Below are 25078 nucleotides of genomic sequence, written 5' to 3'. Positions count from 1 at the left end.
GGCCCGCCGCGGGAGACTCGGGGCATCAGCCCACGCTGTGCAGCCACAGGACGGACGTGTCGTCGTGCGCGTGCCGGAACGGCTCCAGCTCGTCGTCCCACGCCTGGCCCAGCGCGAGCCGTAGCTCGCGGTGCAGCTCGAGCGCGTTCGAGCCCGCGATCTCCATCGCGTAGCGCACGCGGTCCTCCGGGATGACCATGTTGCCGGCGGTGTCTGTCTGCGCGAAGAACACGCCGAGATCGGGCGTGTGCATCCAGCGCCCGCCGTCGCTGCCGAGGCCGGCGTCCTCCGTGACCTCGTAGCGCAGGTGCTCCCACCCGCGCAGCGCGGACGCGAGGCGCGCTCCGGTGCCCTGCGGACCGTCCCAGAAGAACTCGGTGCGCTGGGCGCCCTTCAGTACCGGTTGCGCTTCCCACGTGAAGTTGACGGCGCGACCGAGAGCGCGTCCGGCCGCCCATTCGATGTGCGGGCAGAGCGCGCTGGGAGAGGAGTGCACGTAGAGCACTCCTCGAGTTGCGTGTGCCGCCATGGTCTCCTCCGTTCGTTGGTGCGTCTTCCCCTACGACCAGGAACGGGTGTGCCGGAGCCGCATGCGCGGCATGTGAAATTGTGAGGCGACCTCGCGGTCGCTGCCACCATCATGCCCGAGACCCGCGGGAGTTACAAGATTGTGATTCGGCGATTCCCGCGCTTCGCGCACACCCGGGCGCGTCGCGGCGGAATAGCATACCGAGTATGTCGGTACAGTACGGGTTCCTCGCCATCCTCACGCAGGGGGCCGCCTACGGCTCGCAGCTGCAGAACGAGTTCCTCGCCCGCGCGGCGCACCGCCGCGGGCTCAACGCCGGCCAGGTGTACTCGACCCTCGACCGGATGATGGACCAGGGTCTGGTGGAGGCCGCGGGCGCCACCGAGGACGGCCTCCCCCTCTACGCCCTCACCGCAGCGGGCGAGGAGGCGGCGCGGGCGTGGCTCACGGTCGGCCCGTCCGATACACGGCCCGACTGGGACGAGATGCAGGATCAGGTGCTGGTCGCCGCCTCGATCGCGGGCGCCGACCCGGTCGCCGTCGTCGCCGACTACCGGGCGGCGTTCGCCGAGCGCATCCGCGAGCTCACGCACGAGGCGGACTCGCGTGCGCTGCTGGCGGCGAACCGCGCGGCCGAGCTGGGGGCGAAGGCCGCGATCGAATGGCTCGACGAGGTGGCGGCGGCGCTGGAGGCGCATCCTGGCGCGCTCGTGCAGCCCCGCTCCCCCGAGCGCCCGCGCCGCGGCCGCCGCCCCGCCGACCGCGAGGACGTCGCCGCCGACTAGTGGAGCAGGCCGCCCTGCTTGTTCAGGACGTTCTTCTCGCCCGCCTCGATCGGCACCGCGAAGCGGTTCTGCGCCGGCGGCAGCGGGCAGTTGAAGTTGTAGCTGAAGGCGCAGGGCGGCAGCACGGCGAGGTTGAAGTCGAGCGTGATGGTGCCGTCCGGGTTGGGCACGACGAACAGGAAGCGGCCGACCGAGTAGGTGGAGTCGCCGTTGGTGGTGTCCGCGAACACGAGCTGCAGCGCGCGGCCGGCCTGGAAGGCGGCCAGCGAGTAGTCGACGCCGTCCTTCGTGAACGTGATCTCGCCGGGGATGACCTTCTCGCGGGTGGCGCCGTCGTCCTTCAGGTGCTCGAAGCCGACCGTCTTGCCGCCCTCGATGGGCGTGAACCGGGCCTGGATGATCCACTCCGGGTTGAACGGGAAGGCGTCGATGCCGCCGAACTCCTGGATGGCCTCCGAGTTCGCGTCCCACACGCGCAGCGCGTACTCGCCCTGCTCGCTCGCGATGACGAAGCCGGTGACGGTGTCGCTGAAGACGATGGCGCTCGGGTTCGGGTCGTCCTTGCCGCGGACCACGACCTCCCCGTCGACCGGGGCGCCGTCGACGGTGATGCCGTCGGCCGCCGTCGCGGTGAGCTTCAGTCCCGACTGGCCGGCGGGCAGCGGAGCCCACAGCCCTGGCACACCCCAGACCGGCTGTGCGGGCGCCTCCGGGTCGCCGGTGATCCACTGGGTGTTGACCAGCGCGAGATTGCCCTGGGGAGCCGTCACGACCTCCTCGCGGCGGCGCCGGTAGCGGGCGAGCACCTCGTTCGGGTCGACGGTGGCGGCGGAAGCTGCGGTCTCGGTCATGGTCTCCATCCTCTGACAGGTCGCTGGTGAGAACCACCACCGACACTCCTGCATTCCGGCCCTGCGCATCCCGGCCCGGCCGGGCGCGGCGGGTTCACTTGGCCTCCGCGTAGCTGTCGACGACGGCGGCCGTCACCGGGAAGTCGACCGGGAACCCGCCGAAGAGCAGCCGCCCGGCCTGCTGCGCGGCGGCCACGACCGCCTCCGCCGACGCCGCGGCCAGCGCCTCCGGCGTGTGCACGATCACCTCGTCGTGGAGGAAGTAGACCAGGTGCGGGGCGTCGGTCAGCTCCGCGCCGGGCGCGAGGGCGGCGAGCCGGTTGCGCAGCTCGGCCATCCAGCACAGCGCCCACTCGGCGGCGCTCGCCTGCACGACGAAGTTGCGGGTGAAGCGGCCCCAGTCGCGCGCGAGGGTGCGGGCGCGGCGCTCGTCGGCGGCGGTGGAGTCGGAGGCGGAGGCGGCGCCCTGGGCGGCGCGCCACGACCCGCCGGGCGGCGGCGAGCTGCGCCCGAGCCGGGAGGTGACGATCTCGCCGCGCTCCCCCGCGCGAGCAGCCTCCTCCACGAGCCGCACCGCCCGGGGGAAGGAGCGCGCGAGCCGCGGCATCAGCCGGCCGCTCTCGCCCGAGGTGGCGCCGTACATCGCGCCGAGCATGGCGACCTTGGCCTGGGCGCGCTCCTCGACGGCGCCGGAGGCGACGATGCCCTCGTACAGGTCCTTGCCGCGTCCGGCGGAGGCCATCGCCTGGTCGCCGGAGAGCCCCGCGAGGATGCGCGGCTCGAGCTGGGCGGCATCCGCCACGACGAGCTTCCAGCCGGGGTCGGCCACGACGGCCCCGCGGACCTGCTTGGGCAGCTGCAGCGCGCCGCCGCCGCGGGTGGCCCAGCGGCCGGTGACCACGCCGCCCGGCACGTAGTCGGGGCGGAAGCGCCCGTCGCGCACCCAGCTGTCCAGCCAGGCCCAGCCGTTGGCGGCGAGGAGGCGCGAGAGCTTCTTGTAGCGCAGCAGCGGTGCGATGACGGGGTGCTCGATGCGCCGCAGCTCCCACGAGCGGGTCGAGGTGACCATGATCCCGGCGCGCTGGAGGGCGCGCAGCAGGTCGGGCGGGCTGTCCGGATTGAGGTCGGGGGCCTCCAGGCCGGCGCGGATCTCGGCGACGAGCGCCTCCAGGACCGCCGGTCGGCCGTACGCGGGGCGGGCGCCGAACAGCTCGGTGAGGAGGTCGTCGTGCCTTTCGGCGCTGTAGGGCAGCCCCGCGTGCCGCAGCTCGACCCCGATCAGCGCACCGGCGGACTCGGCGGCGAGCAGCAGCCGCAGCCGGCCGGGATCGCTGCTCGCGGCCACCGCCTCCTGCTGCTGCCGGAACTCGTCGAGGGCAGACGGAGTCGCGCCCGGCGCGGGCGCGTCGAGCTCGAACAGCGCGGTGTGGGCGTCGGGGTGGGCCTCCTGCTCGATCGTCACGGCGGTGTCCCAGGGGCCGACCGGAGCGGCGGCGAGTGCCGTGCCCGCGGTGAACGACGACGCGCGCAGGATGGCGTGGCACAGCCGGAGGTCGACGCACCGCTCCACGCGCACCCCGGCCGCGAGCAGCGGCGCGTACCAGACCCGGCTGTCGCTCCACACCCAGCGCGGCCGCGGCTCCTCCGCCTCGCGGGCGCGGACGAACGCCGCCAGCTCCGAGCGGGCGAGCACGCGTCGGTCCGCCGGAGGCGGGGACACGTCGTCGCCGATGGTCGATGCCTGGACCGCGTCGGGGCCGGAGGCGTCGAGGACGATGTGCACCCTCCCATTCTCCGGCCGACCGCGGACATCGCCCGTTGCACGGGTATCGAACACGCGCTCAGGAGAGCGGTCGGTACGCCTTGCAGGGTGCCTGACCCGTGAGGATAATTCATCGAAACGACGACGATGCCGACCCGAAAGGCGATCGACGATGACCGTTTACCTGCATGACAGCCAGGGCGTGTGGATAGCCTTCCGCAGCGACCCGCGCTCGCCCTGGCTGTACAACTCCGACGGCGACTGGATCGGCTGGTTCCCCTGGGGCGACGACGAGGCCGTCACGCCGTCGGGCGGCTACCTCGGGACCGTCCGCGGCGACCGGCTCTACGTGGAGGCGGACCACGGGTACCGGGGCGACCCCGGCTATCCCGGTGCGCCTGCCCACAGCCCGGCCGTGCCGTACCCCGGCGCGGGGACGTACGCCTGCCTCCCCGACGGCTGCGAGGACGTGCCGGGGTCGTTGCTCTGGCCGCAGCTCGCCTCCTGAGGCGCCCCGGCGCCTGATCGTCTCAGTCCGCGAGCCCGCCGAGCCGCGCCCGCAGCTGCGGCCAGGAGTCCGCGAAGCCGGGATGCAGCGGCAGCTCGGCCACCTGCTCCACCGGCACCCAGCGCAGCTCGATGCTCTCCACATCGGCCATGTGCGCTTCGAACGGCCGCGTCACGGCCGCCACGACCGTCGTGTACGACCAGAAGCCGAGGTCGAGCACGCTCTCGAACAGTACGCTCACGGCGTCGGGAGGGACGGCCGCCTCCTCCGCCGCCTCGCGCAGCGCGCCCTCGACGGCGGTCTCGTCCGCGTGCCGAGCGCCGCCCGGAAGGCCCCAGGTGCCGCCGAAGTGGCTCCAGTCGGCTCTGTGCTGCAGCAGGATCCCGCGGCGGGCGTCGTGCACGAGCAGTCCCGCCGCGCCGAAGCGCCCCCAGAACCGCCGGCCGTCCGGCCCCTCCACCCACGCGTCTCCCGAGTCCACGCCTCCACGTTAGTCCGCGGCCGGTCGCGATGACGCGCGAGGGCCGGGCCGCGGGACGCGCCGGGGCCCGGAGCCGGGCATAGTCTGGCCGCATGCCCGTCCGCAGCGCCGCCCTCCTCCTCCACCGCACCGGAGACGACGGGGTGGAGGTGTGGATCGCGCACATGGGCGGCCCGTTCTGGGCCCGCAAGGACGAGGGCGCGTGGTCGCTGCCGAAGGGTCTCGTGGAGCCCGGCGACGACGACGAGCTGACCGCCGCCCGCCGCGAGTTCGCGGAGGAGATGGGCGTTCCCGCCCCGGACGCGCCGTACGCCGCGCTGGGCGACTTCCGCGCCTCCGCCAAGACCATCGTGGTGTTCGCCGCCGAGACGCCGGACTTCGCCCTCGGCGAGCTGCGCAGCAACACCTTCGAGCTGGAGTGGCCGCCGCGTTCGGGCCGGCGCCAGGAGTTCCCCGAGGTGGACGACGCGGGCTGGTTCACGATCGAGCAGGCGCGGCTCAAGCTGAGCAAGGGGCAGCGGCCCATTCTGGACGCGCTGCTCGCCTCCCTCGGTGCCTCCTGAGGCGCGCGCCCGGTCGCCCGTGCAGATCGGGTAGCGCGCAACACCCCCGGCCGGACGTATCGTGAGCGCAGGTTCCCGCGAGACCCGAGGAGGAGTCGTGGCGAAGAGCAAGGCGCACAAGGCGGCCGACAAGGCGCTCGCCGCGGCGAAGGAGGCGGTGGCCGACGCGCAGCAGGCGGTGAAGAAGCTGGACAAGCAGACCCGCAAGGAGGCGGACGCGCTGGCCCGCGAGCTGGAGCACGCCGCCAAGGACGCGAAGAAGGCGGCCCAGCGCGCGAAGGACACCGCGCAGCGCGCGAAGGACCGCACGCCGGCCGGAGCATCGGGCAGCGGGTCGGGGACGGGTCCCGGGACCGGCATCCCCACGTTCCGCGACCTCCGCGACCGCGCGAAGGCCCGGGGCATCCAGGGCTACTCGCGGATGAACAAGGCCCAGCTGCTGCACGCGCTGGGCGAGGGCTGACCGCGCCCGGCACCGGCGGCGTTCACCTCCCGGTAACCGGTCGCTCGTACCGTGACCACCCGTGACTGACGCCCCCGCACCGGCCACGGCAGCCCTGCTGCTGCGCTCCCCCGCCGCGCCCGCCCCGCGCACCCTGATCGACGTGCTCCGCGCGACCGCCGCCGCGCATCCCGAGGCCTCGGCCATCGAGGACCCGGCCGGCGCCCTGAGCTACCGCGAGTTGGTCGCCAGGGTCATCGCCGGGGCCGCCCGGCTGCGCGAGGCCGGCGTGCGGCGCGGCGACCGCGTCGGCGTGCGGATGACCTCGGGCAGCCGGCAGCTGTACCTCGCCATCCTCAGCGTGCTCATGGCGGGCGCGGCCTACGTGCCCGTCGACGCCGACGACCCCGAGGAGCGCGCGGAGCTGGTGTTCGGCGAGGCCGGGGTGCGCGGCGTGATCGGCGACGACGGGTACCTGTCCCACGCGGCGGCCCCCGCCTCCCCCGCCGTCCCCCTCTTCGGCGGCGACGCCCCGCACCCGAGCACGTCGGCGCTCGCCGTGGTGGACGGGCCGGCGATCGACGACGACGCCTGGATCATCTTCACCTCCGGCTCGACCGGCACCCCGAAGGGCGTGGCCGTCCGGCACCGGTCGGCGGCGGCCTTCGTCGACGCGGAGGCGCGGCTGTTCGTGCAGGACGAGCCCATCGGCCCGCAGGACCGGGTGCTGGCCGGGCTCTCGGTCGCCTTCGACGCCTCCTGCGAGGAGATGTGGCTGGCGTGGGGCCACGGCGCCTGCCTCGTGCCCGCGCCGCGTTCGCTGGTGCGTACCGGCATGGACCTCGGGCCATGGCTGGCCGCGCACCGGATCACGGTCGTCTCGACCGTGCCGACGCTCGCCGCACTGTGGCCCCCGGAGGCTCTCGACAACGTGCGGCTGCTGATCTTCGGCGGCGAGTCGTGCCCGCCCGAGCTGGTCAACCGGCTGGCCGTGGAGGGCCGCGAGGTCTGGAACACGTACGGCCCGACCGAGGCGACCGTCGTCGCGTGCGGCACCGCCCTCACCGCGGGCGCGCCCGTGCGGATCGGCCTGCCGCTCGACGGCTGGGATCTGGCCGTCGTGGACGCCGAGGGCCGTCCGGTCGCCGACGGCGAGTCCGGCGAGCTGATCATCGGCGGCGTCGGGCTGGCCCGCTACCTCGACCCGGCGAAGGACGCCGAGAAGTACGCGCCCTTCCCGACGCTCGGCTGGGAGCGCGCCTACCGCAGCGGCGACCTGGTCCGGTTCGACCCCGACGGCCTGTTCTACCTCGGCCGCGCCGACGACCAGGTGAAGGTCGGTGGCCGGCGCATCGAGCTCGGCGAGGTGGAGGCGGCCCTCCAGCAGCTGCCGGGCGTCTCCGGCGCCGCCGCGGCGGTCCGCCGGAGCACAGCGGGCAACGACATCCTCGTCGGCTACCTCGCCGTCCCCGACCGCAGCGCCTTCGACCGCGCCGATGCGCTGGAGCAGCTGCGCGAGGAGCTGCCCGCCGCGCTGGTGCCGCTGCTGGCGGTCGTCGACGACCTCCCTGTGCGCACCTCCGGCAAGGTCGACCGCGCCGCGCTGCCCTGGCCGCTCGAGGGCGACGACGAGGAGACCCTGCTCGACGTCGACCCGCTCACCGCCCAGCTGGCGGCCGACTGGCGCAGCGTGCTCGGGCTGCCGGTGGAGGGGCCCGACGACAACTTCTTCGACCTCGGCGGCGGGTCTCTCGCGGCGGCCCAGCTCGTCTCGCTTCTGCGCCGCCGCCACCCCGATGTCACCGTCGCCGACATCTACGCGCATCCCCGCTTCGCCGCGATGGCGGAGGCGCTGGCCGAGAGCTCGCCGTCGTCGTCCGCCGACTCGACGCACGTCGTCCCGCCGACGCCGCTGCGCATGCAGGTGCTGCAGACGCTGCTGGGCGTGCCGCTGTTCATCCTGAGCGGCATCCGCTGGCTGCTCCTGCTGCTGACGGCCTCCGCCCTCCTACGGCCGCTCGGCGGGTTCGACGTGCTGCCGGAGGCGGACCTCGGCTGGCTGATCGTCGGGCTCGTCGTCTTCGTCACCCCGTGGGGCCGCATGGCCATCTCGGTCGTCGCCGCGCGGCTGCTGCTCGCCGGCGTGAAGCCGGGAGACTATCCGCGCGGAGGCGGGGTGCACCTCCGGCTCTGGCTCGCCGAGCAGGTCGCCCACCAGATCGGCGCTGCCAGCCTCGCGGGCGCGCCCTGGATCAGCTACTACGCGCGGGCCCTCGGCGCGACGATCGGGCCGGGCGTCGACCTCCACACCCTCCCGCCGGTCACCGGCATGCTGCGGATCGGCGCCGGTGCGTCCATCGAGCCGGAGGTCGACCTCGCCGGGTACTGGATCGACGGCGACCTGGTGCGTATCGGCGAGGTGCGGATCGGCGCCGGCAGCTCGGTCGGCGCCCGCAGCTCGCTGATGCCCGGCGCGAAGATCGGCCGGAACGCGACGGTGGCGCCCGGTTCGGCCGTGTTCGGTCGGGTTCCGGCTGGTCAGAACTGGGCCGGGTCGCCCGCGGTCCGGGTGGGCCGCTCGCACGAGTGGTGGCCCGCGGAGCGCCCCGCGCGTCGCACGCGCTGGGTGCCCGCCTATGCGGCGGCGTCGCTGGTCGTCTCGCTCGTCCCCGTGGTGGCGTTGGCGGCGGGAGGCGCGGTCGTGGCCGCGATCGCGCGGGGCGCTGCGACGCTCCCCGAGCTCGCCGGTCGCGCCGCCCTCGGGCTGGTGCCGGGGACGCTCGCCGCCGGCGCGGTGCTCGCCGGGCTCGTCGTCGTGCTCGTGCGCCTGCTCGGCCTCGGGGTGTCGGAGGGGGTGCACCCGGTCCGGAGCCGCATCGGCTGGCAGGTGTGGTCGACGGAGCGGCTGCTCGACCTGGCGCGGACGATCCTGTTCCCGCTGTACTCCAGCCTGTTCACGCCGGTGTGGCTGCGGATGCTGGGCGCGACGGTCGGGCGCGACGTGGAGGCGTCGACCGTGCTCCTCCTCCCCGCCATGACCCGCATCCGCGACGGCGCCTTCCTCGCCGACGACACCCTCGTGGCGCCGTACGAGCTGGGCGGCGGCTACGTGCGCGTGGCGGCGGTCGACATCGGAGCGCGTGCGTTCCTCGGCAACTCGGGGATGGCGGGCGCGGGCAACAAGGTGCCGCGCGACGGGCTCGTCGCGGTGCTGTCGTTCGCTCCGCGCAAGGCGAAGGCCGGCTCCTCGTGGCTCGGCTCGCCGCCCGTGCGGCTGCGCAGGCACGCGCAGGACGCCGACCTCAGCCGCACCTACGACCCGCCGACGGCGCTGCGCGTGGCCAGGGCGGCCTGGGAGCTGATGCGCATCGTGCCGGTGTTCGTGACGTGCGCGATCGGCCTGGCGGTGTTCCTCATGCTGGCCTGGGTCGAGTCGTGGGGGCTGGTCTGGGCCGTGGTGCTGAGCGGACCGGTCCTGCTCGTGGCGGGGGCCGTGGCCGCCCTCGTCAGCACGGCGGCGAAGTGGGCGCTGATCGGGAGGCTGCGGGCCGGCGAGCACCCCCTGTGGTCGTCGTTCGTGTGGCGCAGCGAGGTGTCAGACACGTTCACGGAGATGGTGGCCGCGCCCTGGTTCGCCTCCGCCGCAGCAGGAACCCCGGCGCTGGCCTGGTGGCTGCGCAGCCTGGGAGCGCGGATCGGGCGCGGGGCGTGGATCGACAGCTACTGGCTGCCGGAGGCCGACCTGGTCGAACTGGGCGACGCCTCCACGGTCAACCGCGGGTGCGTCGTGCAGACGCACCTGTTCCATGATCGAATCATGAGCATGGACCACGTCACGATCGAGCGCGGGGGCACGCTGGGCCCGCACAGCGTCATCCTCCCCGCCGCCGCCATCGGTTCCGACGCCACCGTCGGGCCCGCGTCGCTGGTCATGCGCGGCGAGACCGTGCCGGACAGGAGCCGCTGGAGCGGCAACCCCATCGGGCCGTGGCGGGAGGTCGTCATCCGCGACTACCGGCAGCGGGCGGACCGGCAGCGGGCCGAGCGGCCGCGGGCGGACCGATGACCGGCGACGCGGCCAGCACCGCCGCCGACGGCTCCGCCGCACCGCACGGCCCGATCGGCCCCGCCTATGCCGTCGCGGACGCGCCGGGTCACGCCTACCTCCCGCGCTCCGGGACGCCCGACTACACCGTGCTCTCGTACGACCTCGACCTGTCGTACCGGGTCGCGACGAACCGGCTCGACGCCACCGCCGTCATCACCGGCCGTGCCGTGAACCCGCTCACCACCATCGTGCTCGACCTGGTGCACCTGCGCGCGAAGCGCGTGCGCGTCGCCGGGGACAAGCGGGCCCGCTTCACGCAGAACCAGACGCACCTCCGCATCCGCCCCTCCGCCCCGCTGGCCGCCGGCGACGCGTTCAGCGTCGAGGTGTCTTACGACGGGTCGCCGCAGCCGCGCCGCACCCGCTGGGGCACGCTGGGCTGGGAGGAGCTCACCGACGGCGTCATCGTCGCGGCCCAGCCGTCGGGGGCGCCCAGCTGGTTCCCCTGCAACGACCACCCGGCCGACAAGGCGTCGTACCGCATCCGCGTCACCACCGAGGAGGCGTACACGGTGCGCGCGACCGGCGAGCTGATCGACCACGCCGTGAGCGGAGGCCGGGGCCGCTGGGTCTTCGAGCGACCGGAGCCGACCGCGACCTACCTCGCCGCCGTGCAGATCGGGCGGTACGTGGTCGAGCCGCGCCGGGCCGCCGGCGTCGACTGGGTCATCGCGTACCCGGCTCCCTTGGCCCGCCGCGTCCTGGCCGATTTCGCCCCGGTCGGGCGGATGCTGGAGCGGTTCGGCGAGCTGTTCGGACCATACCCCTTCCCGTCGTACACGGTGGTCGTCACCGCCGACCCCCTGGAGATCCCGCTCGAGGCGCAGGCGATGGCCACCTTCGGCGCCAACCATGCCGACGGCCGCGGCGGCTCCGAGCGGCTCATCGCGCACGAGCTCGCCCACCAGTGGTTCGGCAACAGCGTCGGCCTCGGCAGCTGGCGCGACATCTGGCTCAACGAGGGCTTCGCCTGCTACGCCGAGTGGTTGTGGTCGGAGGCGTCGGGAGGCCCGTCCGCCAACACCCTGGCACGCGCGCACCACGCGCGGCTGCGGCTGCCCCCGCACGACCTCCTGCTCGGCGATCCGGGCCCCGACGACATGTTCGACGACCGCGTCTACAAGCGCGGCGCCTGCCTGCTGCACGCGCTGCGGCTGCGCCTCGGCGACGACCGGTTCTTCGGGATGCTGCGGGAGTGGACGGCGGAGCACCGGTTCGGCGTCGTGGCGAGCGCCGATTTCGAGCGCCTCGCCGCGCGCTATGCCGGCGAGGGGCTGACGGACTTCTTCGACGCCTGGCTGCGCGAGCGCCGCCTCCCCTCGCTCACGGCCTGAGCCTCCCCCACGCGCACGCTCGCCGCCAGCAGTCGCGCGACCGCCACCCGGCACCCCGCGCGCTGCCGCGAGGAGAGCCGGTAGAGGCTGCCGTCGAGCACGGCGATCCGCGGGCCGAGCCGGACCGCTGACGGGTCGACGCGCAGGCCGCGGCCGTCCGCCTTGAGCACGGCCTCGGTCGCCGTCCACGCGCGCAGCGCAGCCCGGGGCCGATCGACGGGGTGGGCGAGCAGCGCCGCCGCCTCCCGCAACCGCGCCGGGTCGGTGTCGAGGGCCTCCGCATCGATGCCGACGGGGGCGGAGGCGGCGACCGCGAACGCGTGACCCGCCGCGTGGCTCAGCGCCAGGTGAAGAGTGGCTTCGCCCTTCGCGCGCGGCCGCCCGTGCGAGCGCCCGCAGTCGGGGCAGGTCGCGTCGATCGCGACCTCCGGGAAGCCGGACCGCTCGGCGGCGGTGAGGAGCGCCTGCCGCCCGGCGAGGAAGCGGGCGACCGCCTCCGGATCGTCGGCGAGAGACGCGAGTCGCTCGCGGTCACCGGCGGAGAGCCGCCGGGCGACCTCGGAGGCGGCTGCCGAGCCGTGCCGGACGACGACGACGCGCACGACGCACCTCCTCCTCGGCCGGATGCCGACGGAGGTCATCGTAGCGACGCGAGGCGCCCGTCGCGTGCGGCGTCCGCTGCGGCCGTCAGCCTTTACCGCGCGGGACCGCCGCTGCCGTCGTCGAGCCGCGGGGCCTCGTGGCGGCCCTGGCGCGGGTCGTCGGCGGCGGTGCCGGTCGTCCCGGGCGCGGCGGTGCCGCCGTCCGCGGCCGTGCGCCCGTCCACCGTCGTATCGGCGCGGCCGTCTCCGTCGGTGTCCGCGACGCGGTTGCCGTGGCGGTCGGTCCGCACGTCCGGGTCGGCGCTGTCGGCGCGGCGCAGCTTCTCGTCGGCCTGCGTGCGCACCTCGGCGGCGGAGGACTGACGGGCGTCGGCCTCGCGGCGCAGCCGCTCCGCCTCCACCTCGGCCTGCTTGGCGTCCGCGGCAGCGCGGGCCGCCTTGGCTTCGCGCTCGCGGGCGGCCAGGTCGTCTTCGGCGGCCGACTGGCGCAGTTCCTCCGCCTTGCGGCGGCCGGCCTCGGCGCGCTGCCGGCGTGCGACCAGCAGCGCGATCACGGCGATCACGACGATGACCACCACGACGACGACGATCAGAACGATCCATCCGGTTGTGTTCATGCGGTGAACGGTACCCCTGGGCCGCGTCCGCGCCCAGGGGCGTACTCCCGCGTCTGCCGGAGCCGTTCGCGCGTTCGTCACCCGACGGTTGCCCGCGGCCGGTCGAATGGGCGATGGTCGAATGACAGACGTCATGACGATAAACGCGAAGGAGACCACCGATGTCCAGCAGCTCACCGCATGTGTCATCCCTCGTCGGCGCCGCCGACACCTACGAGAACGAGTCGGGCAGCATCTCCCAGCTCACCGGCTCCGACTTCCCCATCCTGAACGGGATGTCGCTCAAGCGCATCGTGCTGGCGCCCGGCGCGGTGCGCGAGCCGCAGTGGAACGTCAACGCCAACCAGATCGCGTACGTGGTCCGCGGCACCGTGCTCGTGTCGATGCTCGCGAACGCCGACGAGTTCGCGAGCTTCGTCGTGCAGGCCGGCCAGATGTATCACGTGGAGTCCGGCGCGATCTACCACATCGAGAACGTCGGCGACGACACGGCTGAGCTGATCGCCGCCCTGCGGTCGGATCGGCCGCAGCACTTCTCGCTGCAGAACAGCTTCAACGCGATGTCGGATGCGGTCCTCGGCAACACCTACGACCTCCCCTCCTCCGCCTTCGCGGCATTCGACCGGCACCAGGCGCAGCAGATCGTGCGGCGGGAGGGGCCGGCGCGCATCCCGGACACGGCAGGGCTCCCGAACGCCCACCTGTTCGACCTCGCCGGCCAGCACCCTCCGCTCTCCTACGACTACGGCAGCGCACGGCTGGGCCGCAAGCAGTTCTGGGCAGCGCTCGAGGACCTCTCCATGTACTCCCTGGAGATCGGCGGCACCGGGATGCGCGAGCCGCACTGGCACCCGGTCACGGCCGAGCTCGGTTACGTGCAGAGCGGACACGCCAGGATGACCGTGCTCGACCCGGACGGCACGCTCGACACCTACGAGCTGGAGCCGGGCAACGCCTACTTCATCCCGCGCGCCTACCCGCACCACATCGAGGCGCTCGGCGACGAGGGCATCCACTTCCTGATCTTCTTCGACCAGCCGATGCCGGGCGACATCGGCTATCGCGCCACGGCCTCGGCGTTCTCGCGCGAGGTGCTGTCGGCCGCCTTCGGCGTCCCGGAGCGGCAGCTCCCGCGGTTCCCGGAGACGCCGGTCGACCCGCTGATCGTGGCGCGCAGCAACCCGCGGGACCCGTCCGGGTCCTGACCGCGGGCGGCGAACGGCGGCGGGCGCCCTGGAGGACGTCCGCCGCCGGTCAGTGCGATGCGGCGAGGGTCACTGCGCCGGAGGCATCAGCACCGAGTCGATGAGGTACACCGTGGCGTTCGCGGTGTGGACGCCGCCGCAGATCACGCTCGCGTCGTTCACCTTCAGGTCGTCGCCGGAGCCCGAGACGGTCACGTCCTGGCCCTCGACCGTCTTGTGGGTGCCGACGACCTCCTTCGGCGACAGCTGGCCGGGGACGACATGGTACGTCAGGACCTTGGTCAGCGTGTCGGCGCCGGCGTCGGTCTTGAGGGTGTCGATGGTGGCCGGGTCGATCTTCGCGAACGCGTCGTCGACCGGCGCGAACACGGTGAACTCGCCGCCGTTGAGCGTGTCGACCAGGTCGACCTTGGGGTTGAGCTTGCCGGAGACCGCGGCGACGAGCGTCTTCAGCAGCGGGTTGTTGCTCGCCGCGGTGGCGACGGGCGCCTCCGCCATCCCGGCGACCGAGCCGGCGCCGTCCGGGACCTGCTTGGCGTAGGCCGCGCAGCCGGGGCCGACGAGGTCCGCGGCCGGGTCCATCGCCGAGGCGGTGGGGCTGGAGCTCATCGGCGCGTCGGAGGCGGAGTCGCTGGACGACATCGACGAGCCGGTGCCCGACGAGCAGGCGGTGAGGGCGAGGGCGGCGGCGGCGAGGAGGCCGGCCGCGGCGAGTCGTGCGGTGGATCGCATGATGCTTCTCCTTCGAGGGTGGTGACGATCGGGAGACCGGTGCAGGTCTCGACGGTGGTTCGGCCCCCGCGCCGGATCGGATTGGAACGGGATTCTGCGCGGCCTCTGCGCCGCGGGACTCCGGCCCGCCAATCCGCCCGTCCCGCGGCGCCGAACACCCGGTGTGAACACGACGCAGAAGCAGAGCGGCCGGACCGGGGGGTGGGCGACGCGGGGCTGGGCCGCACTCGCCGGCATCGTGAGCGGCGGACTGCTGCTGGGGGTGGCGGAGCTGGCGGCCGCGTTCATCGCCCCGGCCGCCGGTCCCCTGCTCGCGGTGGGCTCGTTCGTCATCGACATCGTGCCGCGCTGGGCGAAGGAGCTGGCCATTCAGCTCTTCGGTTCGTCCGACAAGCTGTTCCTGCTCGGCTCGCTCGGTCTCGCGGCCGTCGTGGTGGCCGCGGTCGCGGGTCTGCTGGAGCTCCGGCGCCCTCTGGCCGGGCGCGTCGTCTTCGGACTCCTCGCCGTGACCGCCGCCGCGGCGGCCGCCACCCGCTCCGGCCTCGGACTCGTCGGGGCCGTGCCGGCCCTGCTCGGTGGCGTCGTGGCGGTGATCGCCGTCGGTCTGCTGGTCGGGCGGCTGCGGCGCTGGCGGAGCGGCGCGGCATCCGACGCCGTGGCGACGGTCGACCGTCGCCGCTTCCTGCTGCTCACCGCGGCGGGAGCGGTGCTCGCGGTGGCGGGAGGGGTCGGCGGACGGATCGTGTCGGCGGCGACGTCGTCCATCGCCTCGGTGCGCAAAGCGCTCCGGCTGCCGGCTCCGGCCCAGCGCGTCACCGTGCCGAGCGGCGCGGAACTGGAGGTGCCGGGCCTCACCCCGCTCTTCACCCCGAACGCGGACTTCTACCGGGTCGATACCGCGCTCAGCATCCCGGCCGTGGACCCGGCGAACTGGCGGCTGCGGGTCGGCGGCCTGGTGGAGCGGGAGGTCGACCTCGGCTTCGACGACCTGCTGCGGCTCGGCGTCGACGAGTACGCGATCACCCTCACCTGCGTGTCGAACGAGGTCGGCGGCTCGCTGACGGGCACGGCACGCTGGCTCGGGGTCCCCGTGCGCAGCGTGCTCGCCCTCGCGCGTCCGCGGCGCTCGGCCGATATGGTCCTCTCGCGCAGCGTGGACGGCTTCACCGCGAGCACGCCGCTGGAGGCGCTCACCGATGCGGGCCGTGACGCCATCCTCGCCGTGGGGATGAACGGCGAGCCGCTGCCGCTCGAGCACGGCTTCCCGGTGCGGATGGTGGTTCCCGGGCTCTACGGCTACGTCTCGGCGACGAAGTGGCTCAGCGAGCTCACGGTCACGACATTCGCCGCGGACCAGGGGTACTGGACGTCACGCGGCTACAGCGCGAAGGCGCCGATCAAGCTCTCCAGCCGCATCGACACCCCGCGCGTCGACAAGCCCGTCGCGGCGGGGCGTACCACCGTCGCCGGGGTCGCCTGGGCGCAGACCGTCGGGATCGGGAAGGTGGAAGTGCGCATCGACGGCGGCGACTGGCAGCAGGCGCGCCTCTCGACCCCCGTCAACCGCGACACCTGGGTGCAGTGGGCGCTCGACTGGGAGGCCCGCCCCGGCACGCACACCCTCTCGGTCCGCGCGACCGACCGCGACGGACGCCTGCAGGAGGAGAAGCGCGCCCCGATCGCCCCGAACGGCTCGACGGGCTGGCACTCGACGCTGGTGCGGGTCGAGTGAATGCCCGAAGGTAGAAGTAGGGCGGACGGGACTTGAACCCGTGACCGGCGGATTATGAGTCCGATGCTCTGACCAGCTGAGCTACCGCCCCGGATGCGTTCGCCCGGTCACTCCGGGGCGGGCACGCTGGGGGCCGCGTCCGTCACCGGGTCGGCCACCGGCTCCCCACGATACAGGCTTTCGAAGGTGCTGATCGTCCGCTGGATGTCGTGCGAGGCGACGATGCGCAGGGAGGCGTTCTTGAGCGTGTCCAGCTCCTCCTGGGGCAGGGTGAGCACGCTCTCGAGCTTGTCGGCGAGGTCCTGCGCGTCTCCCGGGCGGAACAGGTGGCCGTTCTCGCCGTCGTGGACGAGGTGCGGCAGCGCCATCGCGTCGGCGGCGACCACCGGCAGGGCTGAGGCCATCGCCTCCATCGTCGCGATCGACTGCAGCTCGGCGACCGACGGCATCGCGAACACGGTGGCGCGCGTGTACGCCTGGCGCAGCTCCTCGTCGGAGACGTAGCCGGTGAAGGTGACCCGGTCGGCGATGCCGAGCGTCTCGGCCATGGTCTGCAGGTTCTTGAGCTGGTCGCCGCCGCCGACGATCTCGAGCCGGGCGTCGAGGGAGGCGGGGAGGAGCGTGACGGCGTTGAGCAGCACGTCGAGCTGCTTCTCGCCGGTGACGCGGCCGACGAACAGGATGCGGTTCGCCGTGCGCGGCGTGAAGTCGGGGGTGTAGTTGTGCGCGTCGATGCCGCACGAGACGGCGTGCACGCCCCGGAGGCCGGTGGCGCCCTCGAGGAACTGCGCCGCCCGGCGGGTCGGCGTCGTGACCGACTCGGCGCGGTCGAAGCTCTTGCGGCCGTCGCGCCACGCGATCTTCACGAAGGTCTTCTGCAGGAACTTCGGCAGGAGGCTGAACTCCACGATGTTCTCTGGCATCACGTGGTTCGTCGCGACGATCCGGATGCCGCGCTTCTGCGCCTCCGCCGCGAGACCGCGGCCGACGACGATGTGCGACTGGATGTGGACGACGTCCGGCTTGACCTCGTCCAGGATGCGGCGCGCGTTCGCCTTGCTCATCCAGGGCAGGGCGAAGCGCAGCCAGTCGTGCGGGTACCAGCGCCAGCTGCGCAGTCGGTGCGCCGTCATCGTGACGCCCTCGTGCTCCTCCACCCAGGTGCCGTGCGTGCGGCTGGCGGCGGGCGCGACGACGTGGACGTCGTGGCCGCGCTCGACGAGGCCCGCCGAGAGGCGCTCCGCGAAGCGGGCGGCGCCGTTGACATCCGGCGGGAAGGTGTCGCAGCCCATGACGATGGTCAGCGGCGGTTTCGGAGCCGGGGCGGGCGGGGTACTGTTCGTTCCGCTCGGATCAGGCACGTGGTGTATCCCTACGGTCGTGGGCCAGGATGTGGAACCGGCGATGGTCTTCGCATGCCGAACCCCTCGGCTCGGCCGATTCAACGGCCTAGTCTAGGGTGCTTTCCCGCGTGGCGTCCGCCACCCGGTCGGCCACCGGCGCGTCGGAACCGGTCTGCGGGTGGTGCTTCGCGAGCAGGAAGACGCCGTAGATCGCGATGGCGCCCGTCACGGCGAAGCCCACCATCGCCCACCAGGGCGCCCCGGCGGCCTCGTTGAGCACGACGATGCCGATGGTGACGGCGACCAGCGGGTCGATGACCGTGAGGCCCGCGATGACGAGGTCCGGCGGCCCCGACGAGTACGCGTTCTGCACGAAGTACGCGCCCAGCGCCGCCGCCGCCAGCAGGGCGACGATGCAGAGCACGAGCAGCCAGTCCCACTCGGCGTTGGAGACGCGGTCGATGACGACCTTCGCGAGCGTGGCGACGAAGCCGTACAGCACGCCGGCGCCCACGATGTAGATGATCGCCTTGAACCGGTGGCGCAGGAACCAGAACAGCAGCGCGAACGCGATCAGCACGACTGCCAGGACGATCAGGATGACCACCAGCGCCCGGCTCGTGACCGGCAGGTCGCGCGCGAACACCGCCGCGATCAGCACGAACGCGCCGACGCCGCTGACGCACAGGCTGACGGCGAACACCGATTGCCGGTTGAGCCGCACTCCGCTGACCTTGGCGTTGAGGATGCTCGTGATGACGAGGCCGACGACGCCGAGCGGCTGCACCAGGATGATCGGCGACAGCTTGAGGCTGACCAGCTGGAACACGATGGCGAGGCCGAGCAGCAGGGTGCCGACGACCCAGGAGGGGCGGGCGAGCAGGAGGCCGAGCTGGCGGCCGCTGAGGCCTCCCTCGGCGTTCCTGGTGTTGGCCTCGACCTTGGCGACGCCGTGGTGCTGCAGCTGCGCGCCGATGGACAGGAAGCACGCGCCGACGAGCGCGACGGGGATGCCCAGGAGCTGGCTGGGCTGGTACGAGAGGTCCAGCGCGTCCATCAGTTCCGTGCCCACCCCACGACCCTACCCAAAGATCATCCGGATAGTCTTCTGGAATGGCCGTCCTTCCCATCCGGATCACCGGTGACCCCGTCCTCCACTCCCCCGCCGCCGCGGTGACGGCGTTCGACGACGAGCTGCGCACGCTCGTGGAGGACATGTTCGAGACGATGGACGAGGCCCCTGGCGTCGGTCTCGCGGGCCCCCAGGTCGGCGTGCCGCTGCGCCTGTTCGTCTACGGCTGGACGGACGACGACGACGTGCTGCACCGCGGCGTCGCGATCAACCCGGTGCTGTGGCAGAGCCCGCTCGCGGTGGGCCAGGTGGACGAGGACTCCGAGTCGGAGGGGTGCCTCTCGTTCCCGGGCGAGCGGTTCCCACTGCGCCGCGCCGACCGCGTGATCCTGCAGGCCGTCGACCTCGACCAGCGGCCTTTCGAGGTGCACGCCGAGGGCTGGCTCGCGCGCATCTTCCAGCACGAGTACGACCACCTCGACGGCGTGCTCTACGTCGACCGGCTGGGCCACCCGTACGCCAAGGCGGCGCAGAAGGCGCAGCGCAAGAACAGCTGGGGCGTGCCAGGGCTCAGCTGGCTGCCCGGCCGGGACCACCTGGAGGACTGACCCCCGAGTCCCTAACGCCGCAGCGCGACCCCGTGGATGCCGTTGTGGTGGCGGAGCGCCGGGAACACCACGGTGAGCGAGAAGCCGATGCCGGGGACCGTCTTCGCGGTCAGTACACCGCCGAACAGGGCGGCGCGCTCCCGCAGCTCGTTGAGCCCGGCGCCCTCGTAGTGCGCGGTGACGGCACGCAGGTCGTCCTCGATGGAGTACGCGGTCGCCTGGTCGACGCCCTCCCGGTCGAGCCCGCGCCGACGGGCCGCCGCGCGGATCCCGTCGTCGTCCACGCCCACCTGGAGGCCGTCGCCGGTCCATGAGAACGCCACCGTGACGGCGGTGCCGGGCCCGCCGTGCGTGAGCGCGTTCTCCAGGCTCACCTGGAGGATGCGGAACAGCGCCAGCTCGGCGCCCGGCCGCAGCGCGAACCGCTCGCCCGCCTCCGTGAACGACACCGCGATGCCGGCCTCGCGCATCATCCGGAACAGATCACGGACCGACGGGAGGCTCGGCTGCGGCAGCCCGGCGAGGCCGCCGTCGCGGATGACGTCCTGCAGCCGCCGCAGGTCGGCCAGCGCCTCGCGCGCCCCGGTCTCGAGCGCCTCCGTCGAGCGGAGGGCCGCGGCCGGGTCGGAGGCGGCGGCGTACCGGATGCCCTCGGCCTGCGTCGCGAGCCGGCCCACCGCCTGCACGGTGACGTCGCCGAGCTCGCCGGCGATGCGGAAGCGGCCCGCCTGCTCGGCGAGCTCCAGCTCGCGGTCCATGCGGTCCCACTCGGACTCCTCGCGGGCGTCGCGGAGGCGGCGGTGCCCTCGGCGCTCGGTCAGCCAGAGCACGAGGAACAGGGCCGCGAGCACGGCGCAGACCGCCGCGGCGATGACGACGGCGGTCGTGGAGAACGCGGTGGGGAGCGTGGGCATGTGGTCCTTCCGGGAGCGCACCGCGGCGGGGCGGCGCGACCCGGACGATCCTATCCGGGCCGCACCGCCCCGCCGACGGGGGACGGCGACCTGCGCCGCGCTTACGCGGTGTCGCCGCGGTTCGCGCGCAGCACCTCCAGCCGGGCGCGGTACTCCTGCTCGGTGATGTCGCCGTTCGCGTAGCGCTGGGCGAGCGTCTGCTCCGCGGAGCGCGTCGCGGCGGCCGGGCCGTACCCGTACGGCCCGTACCCGGCGCGGGCGGCCCGGCGCCAGCGGCGGCCGGCGAAGGTGAAGATCAGGGCGAACAACGCGATCCAGAAGATCGGGATGAGGATCCACCAGAAGCCGAACGGCGGCCCGGCCCAGGCGACGCAGGGCACGGCGGCCGTGGTGGCGGCGGTGGCGGTGGTGAGCAGAGCGAGCATGATGGGCTTCCCCTTCGTGAGGTGTCCGCGACCGTCGCGGACCATGCCACCACTCTCGTGATCCGGGGCGTCCGCCGAATCCGCCCGGCGGAGTGACCCGCCTACTCCCGCGGGAGGCGTTTCAGACGTCTCCCGGACGCACGAGGCCCGTCTCGTACGCGATGACCACCAGCTGGACGCGGTCGCGCGCGCCGAGCTTCGCGATGATCCGCGAGACGTGCGTCTTGGCGGTGAGCGGGCTGAGGTAGAGCCGCTCGCCGATCTCCGTGTTGGTGAGGCCGTGTCCGACGAGCGTCAGCACCTCCCGCTCGCGCTCCGTGAGCTCGGCGGTGGCCGTGTCGTCGGGGGCCGGGCGGAGGCCGCCGGCGACCCGCTCGATCAGCCGCCGGGTGACGCCGGGAGAGAGCAGCGCCTCCCCCGCGGCCACGACCCGCACGGCGCGGAGGAGGTCGACCGGCTCGGTGTCCTTCACCAGGAACCCGCTCGCGCCGGCGACGATGGCCTGGGCCACGTACTCGTCGAGCTCGAAGGTGGTGACGATGACGACGCGGGTGCCGGCGAGCCGGGCGTCGGCGACGATCTCGCTGGTGGCCCAGAGGCCGTCGCCGTCGGGCATCCGGATGTCCATGAGCACGACGTCGGGACGGAACCGGCGCACGAGGTCGACCGCCTCGCGCCCCGTCGCGGCCTCTCCCACGACCTCGATGCCGGGCTCGGCCTCCAGCAGGGCGCGGAAGCCGGCGCGGACGAGGTGCTGGTCGTCGGCGAGCAGCACGCGGATCACGGGGCGGCCTCGCGGGCGGGCAGACGCGCCTCCACCACGAGTCCTCCGCCGTCGGCGGGGCGGGTCTCGAAGCTGCCGCCGAGCAGCTCGGCGCGCTCGCGCATCCCGAGCAGTCCGCGTCCGCCCCCGGTGGGGCCGTCCTGGGGCAGCCCTCGGCCGTCGTCGGCGACGGTGAGCACGTACTCCCCCGCCGTCTCGCCGAGATGGATGTCGACCGCGGTCGCCTGCGCGTGCCGGCCGGCGTTCGTCAACGATTCCTGCACGATGCGGTACAGCGCGAGCTGCGCGGCGGCGGTCGGCGTGCCGGTGATGTCGTTGCGGTAGGCGACATCCAGTCCGGCTCGGCGGTAGGTGTCGACCAGGACGGGGATGCGGGCGAGGTCGGGCTCCGGCGCCCGGGCGGCGTAGCCGTCCTCGCCGGCGCTGCCCGAGCGCAGGAAGCCGAGCACGCCGCGCACCTCCTCGAGCGCCTGGCCGCTGGTGGCCTTGATCGCCTCCAGGCTCTCCCGCGCCTTCTCGGGCCGCGAGTCGAAGAGGTGGAGGCCGACGCCGGCCTGCACGCTGATCTGCGACAGCGAGTGCGCGAGCACGTCGTGCAGCTCGCGCGCGATGCGGAGCCGCTCGGCCTCGGCGGCGGCCTCGCGCCGGGCGGCGACCTGGCGCGAGAACTCGCGGTAGCGCTCGGTGCGGTTGCGGATCGCCTCGCCGACGCCGACCAGCAGCAGCAGCACGAGCGCGACGATGAGCGGGCGGATGATCGAGACCAGGCTGGCGGTGACGGCCAGCGCGATGGTCGGGGCGACCACGGCGAACCCGGCGAGTGTCCACCACGCCCAGGCGCGGGCTCCGCGGGCGACGGCGCCGACGACCGCGATGGCGAGCGGTGCCGCGGCGAAGGGCGGCCCGACCGAGAGCGCGACCGCGGGTGCGCAGAGCACGGCGACGGCCACGAGCACGGTTCCCGGCCGCTGCCGCGTGAAGGCGAGCAGCACCGACGACAGGAACGCGAGTACGACCGCGATCAGCGGCACCACGGCGAACCGCGCGGTGGCGAGGGCGATCAGCAGCCCCGGCAGCTGGATCAGGGCCGCGAGCGCGACGGGGAACCAGCGCGAACCGCGCGGGCGACGCCCCTCCATCCGGTCGAACCAGGGTGGGAGGCGCGTGGAACCCGTGCTGGTGGCGGGCGGGTTCCAGGGCATCTCCCCATGCTAATCACGGCCGGGCGGCCCCGGCTGCGCCCGCGGGCTGCTCCCGGCGACTCTCGGCTACTCCCCCGGGAGTACGCGGCGGGCTCACGGATTGTGCTGGGCGTCGAAGTCGCCGTCGTCGTCCCAGCCGCCCGGGTAGGGGCTGGCTCCGAAGGTGGGTCCGCCGAGGGCGGTGAGTCCCGCCTCCCGCTCCCGGGCCCGGCGGATGTCGTCGGCGTCGTTCTCGTAGGCGGTCTCGTCGTCGTCGGGGTTCTCGGGGGTGCGCGCGTGCTTGCTCATGCGCGCATCGTACGTCCGGCCCGGCCGCCGAGGCGACGGTGCGGTCGACAGGGCCTGTATGCCGCAACAGGCATGGCCCCTGGAACGGGAAAGGCCCCCACCCCGGAGGGTGAGGGCCCGCAGCTCCCCGACTTGGACTCGAACCAAGAACCTGCCGGTTAACAGCCGGCTGCTCTGCCAATTGAGCTATCGAGGAATGCTTGATCAGCGAAGCCACTCTAGCAACATTTCGGGCGCGGGTGAAAATCGGCGGCGCATCCCGCGCGCGTCGCGTTCCGGGGCGCTCAGTACCCCGCGCTCGGGTCGACGATCCCGACGAAACGGCCGTCGTCGAGGAAGGCGTGGACGTTCAGCCGGATGCGCTCCGCGAGCAGCGGCGCTGTCATCTCAGGGGTGTCCGCTTGGTGCGGCGTGATCAGGCAGTTCGGCTCGTCCCACAGCGGGTGGCCGTCGGGCAGCGGCTCGGGATCGGTGACGTCGAGGGCGGCGCCCGCGATGGTCCCGGCTCGGAGGGCCTCCAGCAGGGCGTCGCTGTCGACCAGGCCGCCGCGCGCGATGTTCACCAGGTACGCGGTGGGCTTCATCGCGGCGAGGCGGCGGGCGTCGAACAGGTGCCGGGTTCCGCCGGTGAGCGCGGCGGCGATCACGACGACGTCTGCGGTGGGGAGCACCTCCTCCAGCCGGTCGGCGGTCACGGTGCGCTCGGCGCCCGGAACGGGGTCAGCGGAGCGGCGCACGATCGTGACGCGGGCGCCGAACGGCTCCAGCAGCCGCATCAGCTCCAGCGCGATGCCGCCCGCGCCGACGATGACGACGTCGAGCCCATAGAGGGAGCGGCCCTCCTGCTCGGTCGCCCAGCTGCGGGCGCGCACGCGCTTCGGCAGCACGCGCAGCAGAGCAAGCGTCAGCGCGAGCGCGTGCTCGGCGACCGGCTGCGCGTATGCGCCCTTGGCGCTCGTCCAGACGAGTCCCGGCCGGTCCTCCTCCGCCAAGATCTCGGAGAAGGCGTCGACGCCCGCGTACGGCAGCTGCACCCAGCCGATGCCCGGGTGCTCGCGCAGGATCTCCGGGAAGTCCTTCGCCTCGCGGTACGAGAGCCACACGACGCCGCGCGTGCGGTCCGAGAGCGGCTCCACGGTGCCGCCGGCGGCCTCCACGGCCTCCACGAAGCGGTCCTCGGCGTTCGGCAGCACGGCGATGGGGCCTGGCTCGGGGCGGCGGTCGGCCAGGAGCGCCTCGGCCTCCACGGCGAGCACCGCGCGGTGCTGGGCGGCGCGGTCGGCGGGGCTGCTGGTCTCGTTCGTCATGATCCTCATTCCGTGAGTGGAGGCGGGCTCGGCTCAGTCCGCGCGCTGCGGCCGGCGCTCGGTGCGGCGCTGCGGCGGCTGCAGCGCCTTCGCGAGACCGGCGACGAAGGGGTGGGTCGGGTCCGCGAGCACGTCGGCGATCGGTCCGAAGCCGACCGGCCGTCCGCCCTGCAGCACGATGGCCTTGTCGGTGGCGCGGCGCAGCACGGACAGGTCGTGGCTGACGATCACGGCCGAGAACCCCTCGAGCCGGCGCAGCTGCGCGAGCAGGTCGATCACCGCGTCGCGGACGGTGGCGTCGATACCGGCGGTCGGCTCATCGGCGACGAGGACGGTCGGACCGAGCACGAGGGCGCGGGCGAGCGCGACGCGCTGCCGCTGGCCGGCGCTCAGCTCGTACGGGTACTTGTCGAGCACGCTCAGCGGGAGGTGCACGGTGTCGAGCATCGTCGCGGCCCGCTCCCCCGCGGCGCGGCGCGGATAGTGCTCGTCCCGCTCGAAGATCGGCAGCGCGACGTTGTCCTTGACCGACAGCGTCGGCTCGAGGGTGCTCGCGGCCTCCTGCGGCAGGTAGCCGACGCCGAAGGTGACCTCGGCCAGGTCGCGCTTGCGGGCCTTGCGGAGCGAGTGCCCGAGCACGGTCGCGTCGCCTCCGCTGATCCGCGGGCCGGGCAGCGACGAGCGCAGCGGCAGCCCGCGGCCGGCGAGCACCGACGCGAGGGTCGACTTGCCGGAGCCCGTCTCCCCCAGCACCCCGATGATCTCCCCCGGCTCGAGCCGGAAGCTGACCCCGCGCAGGGCGACGCACGACGGGCTGACGCCCCGCGCGGGGTACTCGACCGAGAGGTCGCTGACGACGATGGCGGGCTGGGAGGTCACCCTCC

The 25078-nt window shown here is 73.7% G+C and carries 25 protein-coding genes and 2 tRNA genes; 9 read left to right on the top strand and 18 right to left on the bottom strand.

What is annotated here, in order from left to right:
• Positions 1–25: 25 nt before the first annotated feature.
• Positions 26–529 (bottom strand): DUF3145 domain-containing protein, encoded by a 504-nt coding sequence (locus tag P5G50_RS12605; protein ID WP_301208519.1) that lies wholly within the window; start codon positions 527–529, stop codon positions 26–28.
• Positions 530–735: 206 nt separating this feature from the next.
• On the opposite strand from P5G50_RS12605, the gene P5G50_RS12600 reads away from it, so the two are divergent.
• On the top strand, positions 736–1314 hold the full coding sequence (locus P5G50_RS12600; protein ID WP_301208520.1) for a PadR family transcriptional regulator: 579 nt from the start codon (positions 736–738) through the stop codon (positions 1312–1314).
• Here the strand turns inward: P5G50_RS12600 and P5G50_RS12595 are convergent.
• Both P5G50_RS12595 and P5G50_RS12590 read right to left on the bottom strand, forming a co-directional pair.
• A complete protein-coding gene (locus P5G50_RS12595) occupies positions 1311–2165 on the bottom strand; it encodes a DUF1684 domain-containing protein (RefSeq protein WP_301208521.1) in 855 nt (284 codons plus the stop codon). The two genes, P5G50_RS12600 and P5G50_RS12595, sit on opposite strands and share 4 nt — an antisense overlap.
• 94 nt (positions 2166–2259) lie before the next feature.
• Positions 2260–3948, bottom strand: a complete 1689-nt coding sequence (locus P5G50_RS12590; protein WP_301208522.1) for a bifunctional 3'-5' exonuclease/DNA polymerase — start codon at positions 3946–3948, stop codon at positions 2260–2262.
• Positions 3949–4099: 151 nt separating this feature from the next.
• Between P5G50_RS12590 and P5G50_RS12585 the strand changes: the two genes are divergently transcribed.
• Positions 4100–4435 carry a hypothetical protein gene (locus tag P5G50_RS12585; RefSeq protein ID WP_301208523.1) on the top strand — a complete coding sequence of 112 codons (336 nt, stop codon included), beginning with the start codon at positions 4100–4102 and terminating at the stop codon, positions 4433–4435.
• Between the two features lie 22 nt (positions 4436–4457).
• On the opposite strand, the gene P5G50_RS12580 is transcribed toward P5G50_RS12585, so the two are convergent.
• Positions 4458–4916 carry an NUDIX domain-containing protein gene (locus P5G50_RS12580; protein ID WP_301208524.1) on the bottom strand — a complete coding sequence of 153 codons (459 nt, stop codon included), beginning with the start codon at positions 4914–4916 and terminating at the stop codon, positions 4458–4460.
• A 92-nt stretch (positions 4917–5008) separates the two neighbouring features.
• Between P5G50_RS12580 and P5G50_RS12575 the strand changes: the two genes are divergently transcribed.
• From P5G50_RS12575 to P5G50_RS12560, 4 genes are all read left to right on the top strand, one after another.
• Positions 5009–5479 (top strand): NUDIX hydrolase, encoded by a 471-nt coding sequence (locus P5G50_RS12575; RefSeq protein WP_301208525.1) that lies wholly within the window; start codon positions 5009–5011, stop codon positions 5477–5479.
• A 97-nt stretch (positions 5480–5576) separates the two neighbouring features.
• Positions 5577–5942, top strand: coding sequence for a hypothetical protein (locus P5G50_RS12570; protein ID WP_301208526.1), 366 nt, complete (start codon positions 5577–5579; stop codon positions 5940–5942).
• 61 nt (positions 5943–6003) lie between these two features.
• Positions 6004–9987: a Pls/PosA family non-ribosomal peptide synthetase gene (locus P5G50_RS12565; protein WP_301208527.1), complete on the top strand. Its 3984-nt coding sequence runs from the start codon at positions 6004–6006 to the stop codon at positions 9985–9987.
• Positions 9984–11363: a M1 family metallopeptidase gene (locus P5G50_RS12560; RefSeq protein WP_301208528.1), complete on the top strand. Its 1380-nt coding sequence runs from the start codon at positions 9984–9986 to the stop codon at positions 11361–11363. Before P5G50_RS12565 ends, P5G50_RS12560 begins: the two co-directional genes overlap by 4 nt.
• On the opposite strand, the gene P5G50_RS12555 is transcribed toward P5G50_RS12560, so the two are convergent.
• On the bottom strand, positions 11288–11965 hold the full coding sequence (locus P5G50_RS12555) for a 4'-phosphopantetheinyl transferase family protein (RefSeq protein WP_301208529.1): 678 nt from the start codon (positions 11963–11965) through the stop codon (positions 11288–11290). The genes P5G50_RS12560 and P5G50_RS12555 overlap by 76 nt on opposite strands.
• 92 nt (positions 11966–12057) lie before the next feature.
• Positions 12058–12582 carry a hypothetical protein gene (locus P5G50_RS12550; RefSeq protein ID WP_301208530.1) on the bottom strand — a complete coding sequence of 175 codons (525 nt, stop codon included), beginning with the start codon at positions 12580–12582 and terminating at the stop codon, positions 12058–12060.
• Positions 12583–12743: 161 nt separating this feature from the next.
• On the opposite strand from P5G50_RS12550, the gene P5G50_RS12545 reads away from it, so the two are divergent.
• The gene (locus P5G50_RS12545) at positions 12744–13787 is read left to right on the top strand and encodes a cupin domain-containing protein (protein WP_301208531.1); all 1044 of its coding nucleotides are present in this window, start codon (positions 12744–12746) and stop codon (positions 13785–13787) included.
• A 69-nt stretch (positions 13788–13856) separates the two neighbouring features.
• Here P5G50_RS12545 and P5G50_RS12540 read toward each other — a convergent pair whose 3' ends face one another.
• On the bottom strand, positions 13857–14519 hold the full coding sequence (locus P5G50_RS12540; RefSeq protein WP_301208532.1) for a fasciclin domain-containing protein: 663 nt from the start codon (positions 14517–14519) through the stop codon (positions 13857–13859).
• 163 nt (positions 14520–14682) lie between these two features.
• Here P5G50_RS12540 and P5G50_RS12535 point away from each other — a divergent pair, with 163 nt between their 5' ends.
• A complete protein-coding gene (locus P5G50_RS12535; RefSeq protein ID WP_301208533.1) occupies positions 14683–16251 on the top strand; it encodes a molybdopterin-dependent oxidoreductase in 1569 nt (522 codons plus the stop codon).
• A 17-nt stretch (positions 16252–16268) separates the two neighbouring features.
• Here the strand turns inward: P5G50_RS12535 and P5G50_RS12530 are convergent.
• The 3 genes from P5G50_RS12530 to P5G50_RS12520 all read right to left on the bottom strand — a co-directional run bounded on the left by P5G50_RS12530 (position 16269) and on the right by P5G50_RS12520 (position 18666).
• A tRNA-Ile gene (locus P5G50_RS12530) sits at positions 16269–16342 on the bottom strand.
• 16 nt (positions 16343–16358) lie between these two features.
• Positions 16359–17612 carry a glycosyltransferase gene (locus P5G50_RS12525; protein ID WP_301208534.1) on the bottom strand — a complete coding sequence of 418 codons (1254 nt, stop codon included), beginning with the start codon at positions 17610–17612 and terminating at the stop codon, positions 16359–16361.
• 88 nt (positions 17613–17700) lie between these two features.
• Complete coding sequence (locus P5G50_RS12520; protein ID WP_301208535.1) at positions 17701–18666, bottom strand: DMT family transporter; 966 nt, start codon at positions 18664–18666, stop codon at positions 17701–17703.
• Between the two features lie 41 nt (positions 18667–18707).
• Here P5G50_RS12520 and def point away from each other — a divergent pair, with 41 nt between their 5' ends.
• Positions 18708–19274, top strand: coding sequence for a peptide deformylase (gene def, locus P5G50_RS12515; RefSeq protein ID WP_301208536.1), 567 nt, complete (start codon positions 18708–18710; stop codon positions 19272–19274).
• 11 nt (positions 19275–19285) lie between these two features.
• Here the strand turns inward: def and P5G50_RS12510 are convergent, their stop codons facing one another.
• The 8 genes from P5G50_RS12510 to P5G50_RS12475 all read right to left on the bottom strand — a co-directional run bounded on the left by P5G50_RS12510 (position 19286) and on the right by P5G50_RS12475 (position 25073).
• The gene (locus P5G50_RS12510) at positions 19286–20188 is read right to left on the bottom strand and encodes a sensor histidine kinase (RefSeq protein WP_301208537.1); all 903 of its coding nucleotides are present in this window, start codon (positions 20186–20188) and stop codon (positions 19286–19288) included.
• Between the two features lie 101 nt (positions 20189–20289).
• Positions 20290–20658 (bottom strand): SHOCT domain-containing protein, encoded by a 369-nt coding sequence (locus tag P5G50_RS12505; RefSeq protein ID WP_301208538.1) that lies wholly within the window; start codon positions 20656–20658, stop codon positions 20290–20292.
• A 76-nt stretch (positions 20659–20734) separates the two neighbouring features.
• Positions 20735–21397, bottom strand: coding sequence for a response regulator (locus tag P5G50_RS12500; protein ID WP_301208539.1), 663 nt, complete (start codon positions 21395–21397; stop codon positions 20735–20737).
• A complete protein-coding gene (locus P5G50_RS12495; RefSeq protein WP_301208540.1) occupies positions 21394–22599 on the bottom strand; it encodes a sensor histidine kinase in 1206 nt (401 codons plus the stop codon). Before P5G50_RS12495 ends, P5G50_RS12500 begins: the two co-directional genes overlap by 4 nt.
• Before the next feature lie 93 nt (positions 22600–22692).
• Entirely contained in the window at positions 22693–22887 is a 195-nt protein-coding gene (locus tag P5G50_RS12490; RefSeq protein WP_301208541.1) for a hypothetical protein, read from the bottom strand.
• A gap of 123 nt (positions 22888–23010) precedes the next feature.
• Positions 23011–23083: transfer RNA gene (locus P5G50_RS12485), tRNA-Asn, on the bottom strand.
• An 88-nt stretch (positions 23084–23171) separates the two neighbouring features.
• The gene (locus P5G50_RS12480) at positions 23172–24194 is read right to left on the bottom strand and encodes a D-isomer specific 2-hydroxyacid dehydrogenase family protein (RefSeq protein WP_301208542.1); all 1023 of its coding nucleotides are present in this window, start codon (positions 24192–24194) and stop codon (positions 23172–23174) included.
• A 33-nt stretch (positions 24195–24227) separates the two neighbouring features.
• Positions 24228–25073, bottom strand: a complete 846-nt coding sequence (locus tag P5G50_RS12475; RefSeq protein WP_301208543.1) for an ATP-binding cassette domain-containing protein — start codon at positions 25071–25073, stop codon at positions 24228–24230.
• Positions 25074–25078 lie beyond the last annotated feature (5 nt).

The organism is Leifsonia williamsii, assembly GCF_030433685.1.
Lineage (GTDB): Bacteria > Actinomycetota > Actinomycetes > Actinomycetales > Microbacteriaceae > Leifsonia > Leifsonia williamsii.
This window is presented reverse-complemented; position numbering and strand designations above follow the sequence as displayed.

Coding starts and splice junctions, on each gene's coding strand:
- P5G50_RS12605 (WP_301208519.1), bottom strand. CDS start 529: ATGGCGGCACACGCAACTCGAGGAGTGCTCTACGTGCACTCCTCTCCC.
- P5G50_RS12600 (WP_301208520.1), top strand. CDS start 736: ATGTCGGTACAGTACGGGTTCCTCGCCATCCTCACGCAGGGGGCCGCC.
- P5G50_RS12595 (WP_301208521.1), bottom strand. CDS start 2,165: ATGACCGAGACCGCAGCTTCCGCCGCCACCGTCGACCCGAACGAGGTG.
- P5G50_RS12585 (WP_301208523.1), top strand. CDS start 4,100: ATGACCGTTTACCTGCATGACAGCCAGGGCGTGTGGATAGCCTTCCGC.
- P5G50_RS12575 (WP_301208525.1), top strand. CDS start 5,009: ATGCCCGTCCGCAGCGCCGCCCTCCTCCTCCACCGCACCGGAGACGAC.
- P5G50_RS12560 (WP_301208528.1), top strand. CDS start 9,984: ATGACCGGCGACGCGGCCAGCACCGCCGCCGACGGCTCCGCCGCACCG.
- P5G50_RS12550 (WP_301208530.1), bottom strand. CDS start 12,582: ATGAACACAACCGGATGGATCGTTCTGATCGTCGTCGTCGTGGTGGTC.
- P5G50_RS12545 (WP_301208531.1), top strand. CDS start 12,744: ATGTCCAGCAGCTCACCGCATGTGTCATCCCTCGTCGGCGCCGCCGAC.
- P5G50_RS12540 (WP_301208532.1), bottom strand. CDS start 14,519: ATGCGATCCACCGCACGACTCGCCGCGGCCGGCCTCCTCGCCGCCGCC.
- def (WP_301208536.1), top strand. CDS start 18,708: ATGGCCGTCCTTCCCATCCGGATCACCGGTGACCCCGTCCTCCACTCC.
- P5G50_RS12510 (WP_301208537.1), bottom strand. CDS start 20,188: ATGCCCACGCTCCCCACCGCGTTCTCCACGACCGCCGTCGTCATCGCC.
- P5G50_RS12505 (WP_301208538.1), bottom strand. CDS start 20,658: ATGGTCCGCGACGGTCGCGGACACCTCACGAAGGGGAAGCCCATCATG.
- P5G50_RS12495 (WP_301208540.1), bottom strand. CDS start 22,599: ATGCCCTGGAACCCGCCCGCCACCAGCACGGGTTCCACGCGCCTCCCA.
- P5G50_RS12490 (WP_301208541.1), bottom strand. CDS start 22,887: ATGAGCAAGCACGCGCGCACCCCCGAGAACCCCGACGACGACGAGACC.
- P5G50_RS12480 (WP_301208542.1), bottom strand. CDS start 24,194: ATGACGAACGAGACCAGCAGCCCCGCCGACCGCGCCGCCCAGCACCGC.